Raw genomic sequence first — 15,396 nt, 5'->3', positions numbered from 1 at the left:
TCATCCTAAGTTTTCAACTAAAAATTGTAAATTTGCCCGCGTTAACAACGCAACATGACAACTAAAACTAAGTACATATTTGTAACCGGAGGTGTAACTTCTTCATTAGGAAAAGGTATAATCGCAGCATCTCTAGCCAAGTTACTTCAGGCGCAAGGTTATAAGACAACAATTCAAAAATTAGATCCTTACATTAACGTAGATCCAGGAACTTTAAACCCATACGAGCATGGCGAATGCTATGTAACCGATGATGGTGCAGAGACCGATTTAGATCTTGGGCACTACGAACGTTTTTTAAACGTACCAACAAGCCAAGCTAATAATGTAACTACTGGTCGTATTTACCAAAACGTAATAGAACGCGAACGTCGTGGCGAATTTTTGGGTAAAACCGTACAAGTAGTACCTCATATTACAGACGAAATTAAACACCGAATCCAGATTTTAGGTAATTCTGGAGACTACGATATAGTAATTACAGAAATAGGAGGAACTGTTGGTGACATAGAGTCTTTACCTTATGTAGAAGCAGTAAGACAATTAAAATGGGATTTAGGCGAAAACAATGCAATTGTAATACATTTAACATTAGTTCCTTTTTTATCTGCAGCAGGAGAGCTTAAAACAAAGCCAACACAGCACAGTGTTAAGACTTTAATGGAAAGTGGTGTGCAAGCAGACATATTGGTATGTCGTACAGAGCACGAATTACCAAGTGATTTAAGACGTAAGTTAGCATTATTCTGTAATGTACGTGAAGAGGCGATTATTCAATCTATAGATGCATCTACAATTTACGATGTACCAAACTTGATGTTAGAACAAGGTTTGGATAAAGTAGTGCTTAAAAAACTAGCATTAAAAAGCGATACGCCAGATTTAACAAAATGGAATAAGTTTTTAGAGTTACACAAAAATCCTAAGTCAGAAATAACAATAGGATTAATAGGTAAGTATGTAGAATTACAAGATTCTTACAAATCTATTTTAGAAGCTTTTATTCATGCAGGAGCAGAAAATGAAGTTAAAGTAAATGTAGAATCTGTACACTCAGAATATCTAAACGAAGACAATATTAAGATGAAATTATCTCATCTTGATGGTGTATTAGTTGCACCAGGTTTTGGAGAACGTGGTATAGAAGGAAAAATAGACGCTATTAAATTTGTAAGAGAAAATAACATTCCGTTTTTAGGAATTTGTTTAGGAATGCAAATGGCTGTAATAGAGTTTTGTCGTAACGTACTAGGATTAAAAGATGCTAACTCAACAGAGATGGATCCTAAAACATCTAATCCAGTAATAGACATTATGGAAGACCAAAAAAATATCACAGATATGGGCGGAACAATGCGTCTTGGTGCTTGGGATTGCCACATAGAAAAAGAATCTATTGCATACGATGTGTATCAATCTCAAGATATAAAAGAGCGTCATAGACATAGATACGAGTTTAACAGCGACTATAAAGAAAAAATTGAAGCTGCTGGATTAAAAACTACAGGTTATAATCCAGAAACTAAATTGGTAGAAATAGTCGAAAACCCAAGCCATCCTTGGTTTGTTGCTGTACAGTATCATCCAGAATATAAAAGTACAGTTGCAAATCCACATCCATTATTTGTGGCATTTGTAAAAGCTAGCTTAAAACATCATAACACAAAATAGTGTCACTTTGACATTAAAATAAAAAGTGGTCGTATATTTGACCAAAATTTTAGACCTGCTAGATTTTATTAAATTTGGCAGGTCTTAAACTGAAGAACAGAATGGAAGAAAAAAAACTAGACATTAATTCGATTATTGGATTTATTTTAATTTTCGGAATTTTATTATTCATGATGTGGCAAAATGCACCATCTGAAGAAGAATTAAAAGCGCAAGAGGCAGAAAAGCAAGCAAAAATAGATGCTCAGAAAAAAGCCGAAGCTGAAAAAGAAGACACAAAAGTAGTAACAGAAACAGATTTTACAGAAGCAAAAGATTCTGCACAAGTAGCTGCATTACAATCTAAAATAGGTGCATTTGCTTATTCTGTAGCAACAGCAACATCTTCAGAAAAAGAAATTAATGTTCAAAACGAAGTTTTAGATTTAAAATTTAATACAAAAGGAGGACATCTTTCAGAAGTAAGATTAAAACAATTTGTAGATTTTGATTCTGTGCCAATTTACATCGTAAAAGACGGTAATTCGGTATTTAATCTTCAATTTCAAACAACAGATAACCGTACTTTAAATACTAAAGATTTATACTTTCAACCAACAGTTACAAAAAGTGGAGCCAACACTATTGTGTCTATGAAGCTAAAAACTGCTCAAAATAAGTTTTTAGAATACAATTACGTTATTAAGCCAAACGAGTACATGGTAGATTTTACTATCAAATCTCAAGGTATAGAAACAGATATTAATACATCTAACCCAATTACTTTAGATTGGTCTCAAAAATTATACAGACACGACCAAAGTATCTCTTACGAGAACAGATACACACGTTTAACTTACCAAAACGATGGTGATGTAGATAAATTATCACAAATGAGTGATGATGATGAAACTGTAGACGAGCTAGAATGGTTAAGTTACAGACAGCACTTTTTTAGCACAATTCTAGTAGCAGATCAACCTTTTAATAATGTTGCATTACGATCTAAAAATCTAGTAGAAGACGAAGAAGTAGATTCTATTTACACAAAGCAATTTGCAACAAAATTAGATTTACCGTTAAGCGGAGCAAATTTAAACAGTAATTTAAAATTATATTACGGTCCAACAGATAGTCAAATCCTTAAACAATACGAAGGTAATATTGTAGAGAGTATACCATTTGGATGGGGAATTTTTGGTTGGATTAACAAGTTTTTATTCATTCCATTATTTAGTGGTTTAAGTAGCTTCTTACCTTACGGTATAGCAATTATTGTAATGACGGTTTTAATCAAATTAGCCATGTCTTTTGTGCAATACAAACAGTATTTATCACAAATGAAAATGAAAATTTTAAAGCCAGAATTAGAAGCTATTCGAGAGAAGTACAAAGACAACAAGTTAAAAGCACAACAAGAAACTATGGCGCTTCAAAGTAAAGCAGGAGCAAGTCCATTAGCAGGTTGTTTACCAGCATTAATCCAAATGCCAGTGTTTTACGCCTTGTTTATGTTTTTCCCAACAGCATTTGCTTTAAGACAAAAAAAGTTTTTATGGGCAGACGATTTATCATCGTATGATGTAATAGCAGAATTACCTTTTAATATTCCATTATACGGTGATCACGTAAGTTTATTCCCGATTTTGGCAGCAATCGCTATTTTCTTTTACATGAAGTTAACTACTGGGCAAAACCAAATGTCTGCGCCACAACAAGAAGGTATGCCAGACATGACAAAGATGATGAAGTACATGATTTACTTTGCACCAATTATGATGCTTATTTTCTTTAACCAATATGCATCTGGTTTAAGTTTGTACTACTTCATTTCAAACTTAATTAGTATTGGTATTTTATTAGTCATCAAGAATTTTATTTTAGATGAAGACAAAATCCATGCTAATATCCAAGTAAAAAAAGCGCAGCCTAAAAAGGAAAGTAAATTTCAAAGAAAGATGAAAGAAATGATGGAGCAGGCAGAAAAGCAAAAACAAATGCAAGAGCAACAAAAGAAGAAACGTAAATAGTATTTATAATTTCAAAAAATAAAAGCTGTCAAAAAATAAATTAAATTTGGCAGCTTTTTTGTTATAACAAAAACAGACTATAGTACGTTAACAACTAATAAGATTAATTCAATTTCAGCGAAAGCGAAACAATATTAAAAATGAAATACATATTAACTTTTTTCATATTTACATTATCTGCAACAGTAATGTTTGCACAACAGCTTAATCAATTTGATAGTAATGGTAAACGTCACGGAAAATGGAAAAAAAACTTTGAAGGTACAGAAGTATTAAGATACGAAGGACAATTTGAGCATGGTAAAGAAGTTGGTGTTTTTAAATTTTACCAAAATCTTGAGAATAAAGCTGTTTTAGCAGCAACACGTACGTTTAAAAAAGATTCAGACATTGCTCTAGTTGTATTTTATACATCTACAGGAAACAAGGTTAGTGAAGGTGCAATGCGAGGAAAAACTTATGTAGGTAAATGGTTATACTATCATAAAAATAGTGATCAATTAATGACTTCAGAATTTTATAATAATAAAGGGAAATTAGAAGGCTTAAGAACAACATATTACCTTAACGGAAATGTGGCAGAAAAAGCAAACTACAAAAACGGAAAACTAGATGGATTATCGCAATGGTTTTCTGGAGAAGGTGTTTTAATTAGAGAATATACTTATAAGGACAATATGTTACATGGTGCTTACAAATCTTATGACGAAAAAGGAAGCTTAATATTAGAAGGACAATACCAAAATGATTACAGACATGGTATCTGGAAAACTTACAAAGACGGAAAGCTTATTGAAGAAAACGATTTTACTAGACGCAGTAAAAATCCATATAAGAACAATAAAAAAACGCCTTAAGTAATTAAGGCGTTTTTTTTTAAGAATAAACTGTTTGTTTCAATTTATTCAACTTAACATCAATCATCTAAAAACTATTGTGGCGGTAAAATAACGTTATTGTCAATTACGTGTACAACTCCATTTACTGCTTGTATGTCAACTAAGCTAGTAACTATATCACTTACTCTTCCATTAGCATCTGTTAAAGTAAAGTTTGTAGCATCTGCTGTAATATTTCCTCCTAGTGTAGTAACAGTTCCGCTAGTTAACATAGAAGACTGTATATTACCACTTACAATGTGGTAAGTTAGAACAGCATCAACAGTAGATGTTGGTATATCTGTTAAAACAGATACATTTAATTCGGTTAATAAGTTTCCAAAAGCATTATCTGTAGGAGCAAATACTGTAAATGGACCAGCTTCTGCATCAGAAACAGTGTTTATGTATGGTACAGTTGGCATACCTGTATCTGCATATTGTAAAGCAGCTACAAGATTAGATAATGCTGGGTTAGTAGTAGCAAATGTTGCTATAGTAGGTAAATCAATTACAGTGTCTACTGTGTGTATAATTCCGTTTGTGCCTACAATATCTGCAGTTTCTACTGTAGACGCACCATTAAACATAACACCATTAGAAGTGTTAAAGTAGATGCTTAAGTTATTCATGTTAGGTCCTGAAGCGTTTGTATTGGAATAACCTTCTCCTAAAGCTACCAAATCTGTAGAAGTGATTGCGCCACTAATAACATGATTTAATAAAATTTGAGATAATACAGCTGTATCAACATCAGCGAGAGCTGTACCATCTAAAAATGTTTCAAATGCTGTATCATCTGGAGCTAAGACTGTAAAAGGTCCTGTTCCTGATAATACATTAACTAAGTCTCCATCTGCAGCTCCTAAAGCAGCAACAAGATTAGAATAATTTGTGTTATTAACAGCATGATCAACAACTGTAGGTAACGTAATTACTTTATCAACAACATGAACAATTCCATTAGATGCTTCTACATCTGCAACTGTAACTTCTGCACCATTATTAAAAACAACACCGTTATTTGTGTCAAACAGAAGGCTAATTTTATTGTTAGAAGGACCATCTGCTAAAGTATTAGTATAACCTCTACCCATACCAGTTAAATCTGTAGATGTTACAGTTCCAGAAATAACGTGGTTAAGTAGTGTTTGTGTTAACGCTTCGTCAGGTATGTCTTGTACAGTAGTCCAACCGTTATCAGACAAAAATTCTGCAAAAGCTTCGTCTGTAGGTGCTAAAACAGTAAAAGGTCCTGGTCCGCTAAGTGTTGCAGCTAGATTAGCTTCAACAACAGCATCAACTAAACTTGATAAATTAGGATTAGATTGTGCTAATTCTACAATGTTTAGAGATTGTTCATCAATAATAATAGTTCCGTCATCGTCATCACTACATGACCAGAAAACGATAGTTGTTAATAATAACAACGATAAAAGTTTTAAATTTTTCATAGCAATTTTTATTGGTTTGTAAATTTTGTTTAACAAATCTAAATAAAGTTTAAACAGAATATATCTAATATTTTGTTAAACTTTTTAACTTGCTGTTTTTTAAGTGTTTGAATTGGTGATAATAAGGTCTTATTGATTTAATATGAGTTTAAAAAATGACGTATCTTTGCAATCCAAAAAAAGATTTTAGATGAAAAAAAGAGTTGTTGTAGGACTTTCAGGAGGTGTAGATTCTAGTGTTGCTGCTTATTTATTAAAGGAGCAAGGTTATGAGGTTATAGGTCTTTTTATGAAAAACTGGCATGACGATTCTGTAACAATATCAGATGAATGTCCTTGGCTAGAAGATAGTAACGATGCAATGTTAGTTGCAAATAAACTAGATATTCCTTTTCAAACTGTAGATTTAAGCGAGCAGTATAAAGAACGTATTGTAGACTACATGTTTAACGAATATGAAAAAGGTCGTACACCAAATCCTGATGTACTTTGTAATAGAGAAATCAAATTTGATGTCTTTATGAAAATTGCTTTAGACCTTGGTGCAGATTATGTAGCAACAGGTCATTATTGCAGAAAAAGTACTATTGAAAAAGACGGAAAAGAAATTCATCAACTTTTAGCAGGTAAAGACGATAATAAGGATCAATCTTATTTTTTATGTCAATTATCTCAAGACCAATTAGCAAAAGCATTATTCCCGGTTGGCGAACTTTTAAAACCAGAAGTTAGAGCAATTGCTAAAGAGCAAGACTTAATTACAGCAGATAAAAAAGACTCGCAAGGCTTATGTTTTATTGGTAAAGTGAGATTGCCAGAATTTCTTCAACAACAATTAAAACCAAAAGAAGGTGTCATTGTTGAAGTTGAAAAATCTAATCAAATCTATAATCAAACACAGCCAAACTTCAACAATAAATTAGAAGAATTAGACTATTTAAGTCAGAAAAAAAGCTACGCGTTAACCGATGGAAAAGTGGTAGGTAAGCATCAAGGTGCACATTATTTTACAAAAGGACAACGTAAAGGATTAGCTGTTGGAGGAACCGTTGAACCACTTTTTGTGATTGAAACCGACGTAAATGAAAACGTGATTTACACAGGTCAAGGTAAAAATCATCCAGGGTTGTTACGCCATGTGTTATTTGTAGCTAATGACGAGTTACACTGGATCCGAGAAGATTTAGCAATTAATGAAGGTGAAACCATGCAGGTTAAAGCTAGAATACGTTACAGACAACCCTTACAAGATGCCACTCTACACAAAGTAGATTCTGGTTTGTATGTCGAATTTAAAGACGCGCAATCTGCAATTACCGAAGGTCAATTTGTAGCTTGGTATTTAGATGAAGAATTAGTTGGTTCCGGAGTTATTTCTTAAATTGCAGTAACTCTAAATGGTTACTGAAATGAAGCAGACTTTACTTATAATTGCTTTTTTAATAAGCTATTCAGTTTTTGCTCAAGAACACGCTTGGGTTTATCTTAATGACAAACCAAATAGTGCAACTGCGTTAGCAAATCCAATTTCAATTTTAACTCAAAAAGCGTTAGATCGTAAAGCAGCACACAACGTTACTGTAGATTATAATGATGTTCCTGTAGACGAAGGATATATAACTCAAATAAAAGCCCAAACAGGAATTACAGTTCTTGCTAAATCCAAATGGTTAAACGTGGTTCATGTGTTAGGAACCGAAACCGATATTAATGCGTTAACAGGATTAACTTTTGTTGATCATATCGAATTTGCAGATGGTAATCTTAATGCAAGACAATCTCAAAATCAAAACAAATTTGATATCGAAACTAACCAAACAGTTTTTAATTACGGAAGCGCTACCAACCAAATAGAAATGTTTAATGGCGACGATTTGCATCTTGCAGATTTTACAGGAACAGGAATGACAGTAGCTGTTTTAGATTCAGGTTTTCCTAATGTGCCAACCATGTCAGGATTTAATCGCTTAAATACGAATAACGGAATTTTGGGCGGATATGATTTTGTAGATAGAAACCCAAATGTGTATGCGTATACAGGAAATGCTCACGGAACATGGGTTTTAAGTGATATGGCAGGTTATGTACAAGACCAATTTGTTGGTACTGCTCCAGATGCAGAATATTATTTATTTAGAACCGAAAACGCAGCTACAGAAACTCCAATAGAAGAAACGCTTTGGGTTGAAGCTGCAGAACGTGCAGATAGTTTAGGTGTAGATGTGATTAATACATCGCTTGGTTATACCACTTTTGACAATCCAAATTATAGTTATACACCAGCCGAAATGGATGGTCAAACCGCGTTTATAACTCGTGGTGCGAATTTTGCAGCCCAAAAAGGAATGTTGTTGGTTAATTCTGCAGGAAATTCTGGTAATTCCTCTTGGCAAATTGTTGGTGCGCCAGCAGATTCGCCTAACGTATTAAGTGTTGGAGCAGTCAATGCATCTGGTAATTATGCGTCGTTTAGTTCTCAAGGAAGTAGCGCACAACCAACACAAAAACCAGACGTTGTAGCACAAGGTCAGGCAAGTTTTGTAATCAATACTAATGATAATCTTATAACAATTAACGGTACATCGTTTAGTGCACCAATATTAGCTGGCGGCGTTGTATGTTTGTGGCAAGCATTACCAACATTAAACAATCAGCAAATTATGCAATTGGTTCGTGAGTCTGCTTCGCAATACAATAATCCTGATAATTTTTTAGGTTATGGTATTCCTGATTTATCATTAGCATTAGCCAATGGATTGTCTTTGGTTGAGATTCAGAATGAAACTACTAAACTAAAAGTATATCCTAATCCAGTAAGTAGTTTACTATATGTTGAAATTCCTAGTCAATATGATACTGCAAACGTAAAATTATATGATATTTTAGGGAAAAAAGTACTTGAAAAAATAGTGTCTTCAACACAGAAAAAAATCAATGTAAGTAATCTATCTAAAGGTGTTTATTTAGCAAAAATTGAAGCTACTGGATTAAGTATCACCAAAAAAATTATAAAAAATTAGGTTTAAAAAAACTTAAATTTTCACAAAATTAGAAGTAAAATCCAATTCACCTCGCGCACAGTCGAGAGGTCATAAATTAACAACTCAATAATAAAAATGCAAAATAGAATTACAGACTTATTCAATATTAAATATCCAATAGTACAAGGCGGAATGATTTGGAATAGCGGTTGGCGATTAGCTTCTGCTGCAAGTAATTCAGGAATTTTAGGTTTAATAGGCGCAGGAAGTATGTATCCAGATGTGCTAAGAGAACATATTCAAAAATGTAAACAAGCAACCGATAAACCTTTTGGAGTAAATGTGCCAATGTTATATCCTAACATTGAGGAGATTATGAATATTATTGTTGAAGAAGGTGTAAAGATTGTATTTACTTCTGCTGGAAACCCAAAAACTTGGACTAAATGGTTGCAAGACAAAGGAATAATCGTTGTACATGTAGTTAGTAGTGTGAAATTTGCATTAAAAGCGCAAGACGCTGGTGTAGATGCTGTAGTTGCAGAAGGTTTTGAAGCTGGCGGACATAACGGTCGTGACGAGACAACAACACTTACGCTAATACCAATGGTTAAAGAACATTTAAAAATTCCTTTATTGGCAGCAGGCGGTATTGCAACAGGAAAAGCCATGCTTGCATGTATGGTTTTAGGCGCAGATGGCGTACAAGTTGGTAGTCGTTTTGTGGCGAGTACAGAAAGTAGTGCGCATCAAGCGTTTAAACAAGTCGTTGTAGATGCCAAAGAAGGCGATACGCAATTAACTTTGAAAGAATTAGCGCCAGTAAGATTAATAAAAAATAAGTTTTTTAATGATGTTGAAGCATTGTATAAATCAGCACCAACACCAGAACAACTTAAAGAATTATTAGGTCGTGCTCGAGCAAAAAAAGGAATGTTTGAAGGCGATTTAGATGAAGGTGAACTTGAAATTGGACAAATTTCAGGATTAATTCATGACATAAAACCAGTTGCTGAGATTGTAAAAGAGATGGTTGAAGACTTTGAAATGGCTAAAAAAGAAGTGGCTAATTTTTAAGTGAATTTAAGTTGATTTCTTATAAATAAATTTTCTCAAACCACTACTTTTGCAAAATGGTTTTGAGCAATTACACAAAAGAATTTAAGTACAATTGGCAACTAGCAGCACCAGTCATGTTAGGTATGTTAGGACATACCTTTGTTAGTTTTATAGACAATATTATGGTTGGTCAACTAGGTACGGCGCAGTTAGCAGCAGTATCTTTAGGTAATAGTTTTATGTTTATAGCTATGTCTTTAGGTATTGGTTTTAGTACAGCCATTACTCCTTTGGTAGCCGAAGCAGATGGAGCAAACGATTTTGCTAAAGGAAAATCTGCTTTTAAACACGGATTATTTTTATGTACTGTTTTAGGTGTATTGTTGTTTCTGTTAGTGTTTTTTGCCAAACCTTTAATGTATTTAATGAAGCAACCAGTTGAGGTTGTAGAATTAGCTATTCCGTATTTAGATTTGGTAGCATTTTCTTTGATACCATTAGTCGTCTTTCAAGCATTTAAACAATTTAGTGATGGATTGTCTTTAACCAAATATCCAATGTATGCCACTATAGTAGCTAACGTGGTTAATGTTGGTTTTAACTATGTGCTTATCTTTGGTAAGTTTGGTTTTCCAGAAATGGGTATAGTTGGTGCAGCTTATGGTACTTTAATTTCTCGTTTTGTAATGGTAGCACATATTTGGTGGTTGTTAAAAGGACGAGAAAAATCAAAACACTTTGTTACCAATATTAAAATATTGGTTTTAGACAAAGCAATGATTAATAAACTCATTGGTCTTGGTGCACCAAGTGCAATGCAAATGTTTTTTGAAGTTGCCATTTTTACAGCAGCAATCTGGTTAAGTGGCTTGTTAGGTAAAAATCCGCAAGCAGCAAATCAAATTGCTTTAAATTTAAGTTCTATGACCTTTATGGTTGCAATGGGATTAAGTGTAGCGTCTATGATTAGAGTAGGTAACCAAAAAGGACTTCAAAAATATTTTGAGTTACGTCGTATTGCATTCTCATTATTTTTATTAGGATTTATTTTTGCGGTAGTTTTCGGAATTTTATTCTTGATTTTTAATGAAGCTTTGCCAAAACTATACGTAGATTTTGATGATGTTATTAATTTTAAAGATAATACTGAAGTTGTCACAATAGCATCACAATTACTAATTGCGTCGGCTATTTTTCAAATTAGTGATAGTTTACAAGTTATTGTTTTAGGCGCTTTACGTGGCTTGCAAGATGTTAAAATACCAACATTAATTACCTTTATTGCCTATTGGTTAATAGGTTTTCCTATAAGCTGGATTTTAGGAAAAGAAGATGCGTACGGAAGCTTTGGAATTTGGATTGGCTTATTAGCAGGCTTAACTAGTGCAGCAATTTTATTGTTTATTAGGTTTAATTATCTTACAAAAAGATTAATTTTGAATTCAGCTAACAACTAAAAGCTAATAGCAAATACAATGGAACTACCAAAATACATATTAGGCGACAATACAGATTTTCCAAACGCTATATTTGTAATACATACCGATTTTCCTCGGTTTATTATTAATTTAGAAGACGATGAAGTAGAATGGCTTGAAGATTTTGATCAACATGATGAAAAAGAATTAGAGCTAGAAATGGAAAATTTAATCAACGAAGCTACTGCATTTTATGACAGAGAAGTAGCACGATACGAAGACTAATTACATGTTAGAACAAATTTTAGAATTAGATAAACAAGTTTTTTTATTCCTTAATAATCTAGGTAATCCTTCTTGGGATGGATTTTGGATGTTTTATACAGATAAATTGCATTGGATTCCTTTTTATGCAGTGCTTTTCTTCTTTATGTATAAAAAAAGAAATGATAAATCCATTATTCTAACCGCTGTAGTTATTGCTTTAATGATCCTGTTTACAGATCAGATTACTAACTTATTTAAATATGGTTTAAAACGACCAAGACCTTGTCACGAAGCAGATTTGATAGATATTATGCGTCTAGTTAAATCTTGGTGTGGCGGTGCTTATGGTTACTTTTCTGGCCATGCCAGTAATAGTATGGCAGTAGCTATTTTTTCAGGTTTTATGTTAAAACAGCGATTTAAATATTTAATATATATATTAATTGTTTGGTCTTTAGCAATGGGTTATAGCCGTATATATATTGGTGTACATTATCCGTTAGATGTTTTATCAGGTATGATTTTTGGCGGATTTTCAGGTTATATGTTCTATAGATTTGAAAGCTACTTACATAAACGCTTTACGCTAAGGTAATTTTTATTTTCTTTCTAGTTCGTAATAATCAAAAGTTAATCTGTCCCTGTATTGCCTGCTATCTGGCTCAGCTTCATTTAAATCATAATGATTTACCTTTTTAACGTTGAAATAGGAGCTTAAAAATGAAATATTTTCTTCAGAAAGACCATAAGTTAATAATCCAAATTTTGAGTCCTTTGGAAGATTTTCAATAGTATTCAAATTAATAATTGTCGGAATCTTTTCGCCATATTGCCAAACGGTTTCAGGCGTTGCTTCACCTAAGCTATAAGTTTTAATATCGTTGATTTCATTTTGCTTTAATAACCTAGACACTGGTTTATAATTTTTGCTAGTAAATGTTTTAAACACAGGTAAGCCAAACACAAAAAGACTTGCAAAAAAGACTACTGTTAACAAGAATACGTGCTTAATTTTCTTTTTGTATAGTTGTATTAAAATAAAAAATGACATAACTATAGAAACTAGACCAAAAAATGAAAAAGCAATAATGTTACTATGAAATTGCTCATAAAATAAATAGGCTAATCCAAAAGGGGAAACGATACCAATAATAGCAATTAATGTAAAATTGAAGTATACAGGTAAAGTTTCTTTTTTATTATTTAAGTACTTAAATTTTCTAATTAAAAACTCTATATAAAATCCTGTGTTTAATGCTAGCGGAATTAAGACAGGCATTAAATAACGTGACTTTTTTTCAGGAATTATTGAGAGTAAAATTACAGCAGAAATAGTCCATAAAAACGTGAATTTATAAGCTCTGTAATGTATTGCTCTGCGTTTCATATATGGATACAATAATCCTATAAATGCTGGAATTGTCCAAATTCCGCTTTGCGTAAAAAAGCTCCAATAATAATAGAAAGGTCTAACATTGTAGCTTGTCCAATTAGCGGTTTCTTTACTTGTTATAGCTTCAAAAGTATGAGGATCTTCTAATCTTACATAAAGATACCACCAACCACCTAAAATAACAGCAAGAATTAATATGATTATAAAAGGAATAATTTTAGCTTTTAAGTTTTTATAATTGAAAGAGAAACTAAAAGCAATTATAAAGGGTAATAATAACGCGTAAAAAGACACAGGACCTTTGCTTAATAATGAAGCAGCAATACCTAAACTTGCTAAAAAAAGGTGTTTCCAATTAACCGTTTCGCTTTTAAATAGTAGAAATAAATAGTAAATAGCAATCATCATAAATCCGTGAGTAAAAATATCCCAAGGCGCTTCTATAGTAATACCTATAACGTAAAAAGATGTGATTAATATTAATGCATTTATTAAACTATGTGCTCTACTTTTAAGTATGAATTTTGATAATTTATAAGTAAAAACACCTAAAATCATAACCATTAATATAGCAGGTAAACGCATTCCAAATACACTTTTAACACCAAAGATTAATGCAGATAAAGCAGTAATCCAAGTTGGTAATGGTGGTTTTTGATAACGTGGTACACCATTCATAGTGGTTAATAACCAATTGTTATCTGTAACCATTTCTCTAGCAGTAATAAAATTACGCGCTTCCATAATAGTTACCTGCATACTGTCTAAGTTAGGCAATAACATAATTGCAATAAAAAGACATAGTAAAATTAATGGATAGTTTTTTAAAAGTTTAGGCATCTTGCTTTTTTAAAATTAAAAGATTTCTAACATAAATAGTTGCACCTAGTAAATGACCAACTAATAATACAGGATCTTTTCTAAATATAGCATAAATCAAAATAAGTAAAGATCCAACTAAGCTTAGTGCCCAAAACCCAAAAGGAAGTGAAGATTCTTTGTTTTTTTCAGAATACATCCATTGGTATATAAATCTTAAAGTAAATACTATTTGAGACACTATTCCTAAAATTAATAACCATAACGGAATAGCTTCATTTTTAAAAAGCTTAACTGTGTCAATTTCGTTATTGTTAAAGTAGAAAATAGTTACAAATACAGGCATAAATAATAATATCCAACGCATAAATATTGGATATTTTTTCCATTGATTTTGTAACTGAAGATTTCTTATATAAATATAATATGTAAGACCTTGACCAAGCATAATTGCAAAATCATTACGTAAGTAACCATATATAAAAAGTAAAAAGGAAGCTATTAAACTAAGTGTCCAAAATAGAGTAGGTGTAATGACTTTTTTTTGTTTTTCGCTAGTAATCCATTGTATAATTAGCCTAGAGGAAAATAGGATTTGAGCTAAAAAGCCAATACTATATATTAACCATTTACTCATTTATTTTTTCTTAGCAACTTCGTAATTAATGTACTTTTTCTTCATCCATAAATAAGCAAAACAATCCATTAAAGGACCTAAAAGCCTATTCCAAAGTCCAAATTTAGCTTGACCTGCAATACGAGGGAAATGCTGAACAGGTACTTGCTTTATAGTTCCGTTTTGCAACAAAATCATAGCAGGTAAAAAACGATGTAGACCTTTAAACATAGGAATGCGTTTGGCGTAATCTGTTCGTATTACTTTTAATGGGCAACCAGTGTCATCCATACCATCTTTTGTAAAAGCACGTCTTATACCGTTAGCAATTTTAGACGACATATTTTTAACAAAACTATCCTTACGGTTGGCACGTACACCAGTTACTAATGCGTTGTCTTTAATATGTTCTAAAAGCAGATTGAAGTCTGATGGCGCCGTTTGTAAGTCAGAATCTATATAACCAACCAAAGGTGTGTCTGCATGATCAAAACCAGCTTTTATCGCAGCGCTTAATCCTCTATTTTCTTTAAAAAGAATATAGAAAAAAGCATCATTACGAGTGCAAATATCTTCTATTAATTGCTGGCTTTTGTCTTTAGAGCCATCGTTAACAAATAATATTTTGGTGGGTTTACTAGCTATTTTTGTGTAAGCTAAAAGCTCTTTTTCAACTCTAGCTAAATTATCCTCTTCGTTATAAACAGGAACGATAATCGTAAATTCGTAACTCATTATGCTTTGCTTAGTCTTGCAAAAGTATTATTTTTTATCAATAGCAATTTATGTTTCACTTAAAAGTTGTTATTTTGTAAAACATTTCAAAATTTT

The 15,396-nt window shown here is 32.3% G+C and carries 13 protein-coding genes; 9 read left to right on the top strand and 4 right to left on the bottom strand.

Translation table 11 applies throughout. From position 1 onward, the window contains the following. Positions 1–54: 54 nt before the first annotated feature. The 3 genes from H574_RS0108010 (at position 55) to H574_RS0108000 (ending at position 4,537) form a co-directional block, all read left to right on the top strand. Positions 55–1,671: a CTP synthase gene (locus tag H574_RS0108010; RefSeq protein WP_027880081.1), complete on the top strand. Its 1,617-nt coding sequence runs from the start codon at positions 55–57 to the stop codon at positions 1,669–1,671. Between the two features lie 101 nt (positions 1,672–1,772). Beyond that, positions 1,773–3,680, top strand: a complete 1,908-nt coding sequence (gene yidC / locus H574_RS0108005; RefSeq protein ID WP_027880080.1) for a membrane protein insertase YidC — start codon at positions 1,773–1,775, stop codon at positions 3,678–3,680. 140 nt (positions 3,681–3,820) lie between these two features. Further along, positions 3,821–4,537 carry a toxin-antitoxin system YwqK family antitoxin gene (locus tag H574_RS0108000; protein WP_036227369.1) on the top strand — a complete coding sequence of 239 codons (717 nt, stop codon included), beginning with the start codon at positions 3,821–3,823 and terminating at the stop codon, positions 4,535–4,537. A gap of 74 nt (positions 4,538–4,611) precedes the next feature. Here H574_RS0108000 and H574_RS0107995 read toward each other — a convergent pair whose 3' ends face one another. Continuing rightward, on the bottom strand, positions 4,612–6,012 hold the full coding sequence (locus H574_RS0107995) for a fasciclin domain-containing protein (protein ID WP_036227362.1): 1,401 nt from the start codon (positions 6,010–6,012) through the stop codon (positions 4,612–4,614). A 190-nt stretch (positions 6,013–6,202) separates the two neighbouring features. On the opposite strand from H574_RS0107995, the gene mnmA reads away from it, so the two are divergent. The 6 genes from mnmA (at position 6,203) to H574_RS0107965 (ending at position 12,332) form a co-directional block, all read left to right on the top strand. Continuing rightward, positions 6,203–7,393 carry a tRNA 2-thiouridine(34) synthase MnmA gene (gene mnmA / locus H574_RS0107990; RefSeq protein ID WP_027880077.1) on the top strand — a complete coding sequence of 397 codons (1,191 nt, stop codon included), beginning with the start codon at positions 6,203–6,205 and terminating at the stop codon, positions 7,391–7,393. 28 nt (positions 7,394–7,421) lie between these two features. Beyond that, a complete protein-coding gene (locus tag H574_RS0107985) occupies positions 7,422–9,032 on the top strand; it encodes a S8 family serine peptidase (RefSeq protein ID WP_027880076.1) in 1,611 nt (536 codons plus the stop codon). A 96-nt stretch (positions 9,033–9,128) separates the two neighbouring features. Next, complete coding sequence (locus tag H574_RS0107980) at positions 9,129–10,070, top strand: NAD(P)H-dependent flavin oxidoreductase (RefSeq protein WP_027880075.1); 942 nt, start codon at positions 9,129–9,131, stop codon at positions 10,068–10,070. Between the two features lie 56 nt (positions 10,071–10,126). Then, on the top strand, positions 10,127–11,509 hold the full coding sequence (locus tag H574_RS0107975; RefSeq protein ID WP_027880074.1) for an MATE family efflux transporter: 1,383 nt from the start codon (positions 10,127–10,129) through the stop codon (positions 11,507–11,509). Positions 11,510–11,527: 18 nt separating this feature from the next. Then, positions 11,528–11,755, top strand: a complete 228-nt coding sequence (locus tag H574_RS0107970; RefSeq protein WP_027880073.1) for a hypothetical protein — start codon at positions 11,528–11,530, stop codon at positions 11,753–11,755. A 4-nt stretch (positions 11,756–11,759) separates the two neighbouring features. Continuing rightward, complete coding sequence (locus H574_RS0107965; protein WP_027880072.1) at positions 11,760–12,332, top strand: phosphatase PAP2 family protein; 573 nt, start codon at positions 11,760–11,762, stop codon at positions 12,330–12,332. A gap of 3 nt (positions 12,333–12,335) precedes the next feature. Here H574_RS0107965 and H574_RS0107960 read toward each other — a convergent pair whose 3' ends face one another. Genes H574_RS0107960 through H574_RS0107950 form a run of 3 tightly spaced genes read right to left on the bottom strand, consistent with a single transcriptional unit; the run spans position 12,336 to position 15,300 of the window. After that, positions 12,336–13,970 (bottom strand): ArnT family glycosyltransferase, encoded by a 1,635-nt coding sequence (locus tag H574_RS0107960; protein WP_027880071.1) that lies wholly within the window; start codon positions 13,968–13,970, stop codon positions 12,336–12,338. Beyond that, positions 13,963–14,586: a lipid-A-disaccharide synthase N-terminal domain-containing protein gene (locus H574_RS0107955; RefSeq protein WP_027880070.1), complete on the bottom strand. Its 624-nt coding sequence runs from the start codon at positions 14,584–14,586 to the stop codon at positions 13,963–13,965. The genes H574_RS0107960 and H574_RS0107955 overlap by 8 nt, the downstream gene beginning before the upstream one ends. Further along, positions 14,587–15,300 carry a glycosyltransferase family 2 protein gene (locus tag H574_RS0107950; protein WP_027880069.1) on the bottom strand — a complete coding sequence of 238 codons (714 nt, stop codon included), beginning with the start codon at positions 15,298–15,300 and terminating at the stop codon, positions 14,587–14,589. It lies immediately after the preceding gene. Positions 15,301–15,396 lie beyond the last annotated feature (96 nt).

The sequence above is a fragment of the Mesoflavibacter zeaxanthinifaciens DSM 18436 genome (assembly GCF_000422365.1).
GTDB classification, from domain to species: domain Bacteria; phylum Bacteroidota; class Bacteroidia; order Flavobacteriales; family Flavobacteriaceae; genus Mesoflavibacter; species Mesoflavibacter zeaxanthinifaciens.
Note: the sequence above shows the minus strand (reverse complement) of the source record. Positions and strands in the feature narration are given on the sequence as shown.

Bases quoted from the DNA above. Each gene is read 5' to 3' on its own strand.
- H574_RS0108010 (WP_027880081.1), top strand. From the start codon at position 55: ATGACAACTAAAACTAAGTACATATTTGTAACCGGAGGTGTAACTTCT.
- yidC (WP_027880080.1), top strand. From the start codon at position 1,773: ATGGAAGAAAAAAAACTAGACATTAATTCGATTATTGGATTTATTTTA.
- H574_RS0108000 (WP_036227369.1), top strand. From the start codon at position 3,821: ATGAAATACATATTAACTTTTTTCATATTTACATTATCTGCAACAGTA.
- H574_RS0107995 (WP_036227362.1), bottom strand. From the start codon at position 6,012: ATGAAAAATTTAAAACTTTTATCGTTGTTATTATTAACAACTATCGTT.
- mnmA (WP_027880077.1), top strand. From the start codon at position 6,203: ATGAAAAAAAGAGTTGTTGTAGGACTTTCAGGAGGTGTAGATTCTAGT.
- H574_RS0107985 (WP_027880076.1), top strand. From the start codon at position 7,422: ATGAAGCAGACTTTACTTATAATTGCTTTTTTAATAAGCTATTCAGTT.
- H574_RS0107980 (WP_027880075.1), top strand. From the start codon at position 9,129: ATGCAAAATAGAATTACAGACTTATTCAATATTAAATATCCAATAGTA.
- H574_RS0107975 (WP_027880074.1), top strand. From the start codon at position 10,127: ATGGTTTTGAGCAATTACACAAAAGAATTTAAGTACAATTGGCAACTA.
- H574_RS0107970 (WP_027880073.1), top strand. From the start codon at position 11,528: ATGGAACTACCAAAATACATATTAGGCGACAATACAGATTTTCCAAAC.
- H574_RS0107965 (WP_027880072.1), top strand. From the start codon at position 11,760: ATGTTAGAACAAATTTTAGAATTAGATAAACAAGTTTTTTTATTCCTT.
- H574_RS0107960 (WP_027880071.1), bottom strand. From the start codon at position 13,970: ATGCCTAAACTTTTAAAAAACTATCCATTAATTTTACTATGTCTTTTT.
- H574_RS0107955 (WP_027880070.1), bottom strand. From the start codon at position 14,586: ATGAGTAAATGGTTAATATATAGTATTGGCTTTTTAGCTCAAATCCTA.
- H574_RS0107950 (WP_027880069.1), bottom strand. From the start codon at position 15,300: ATGAGTTACGAATTTACGATTATCGTTCCTGTTTATAACGAAGAGGAT.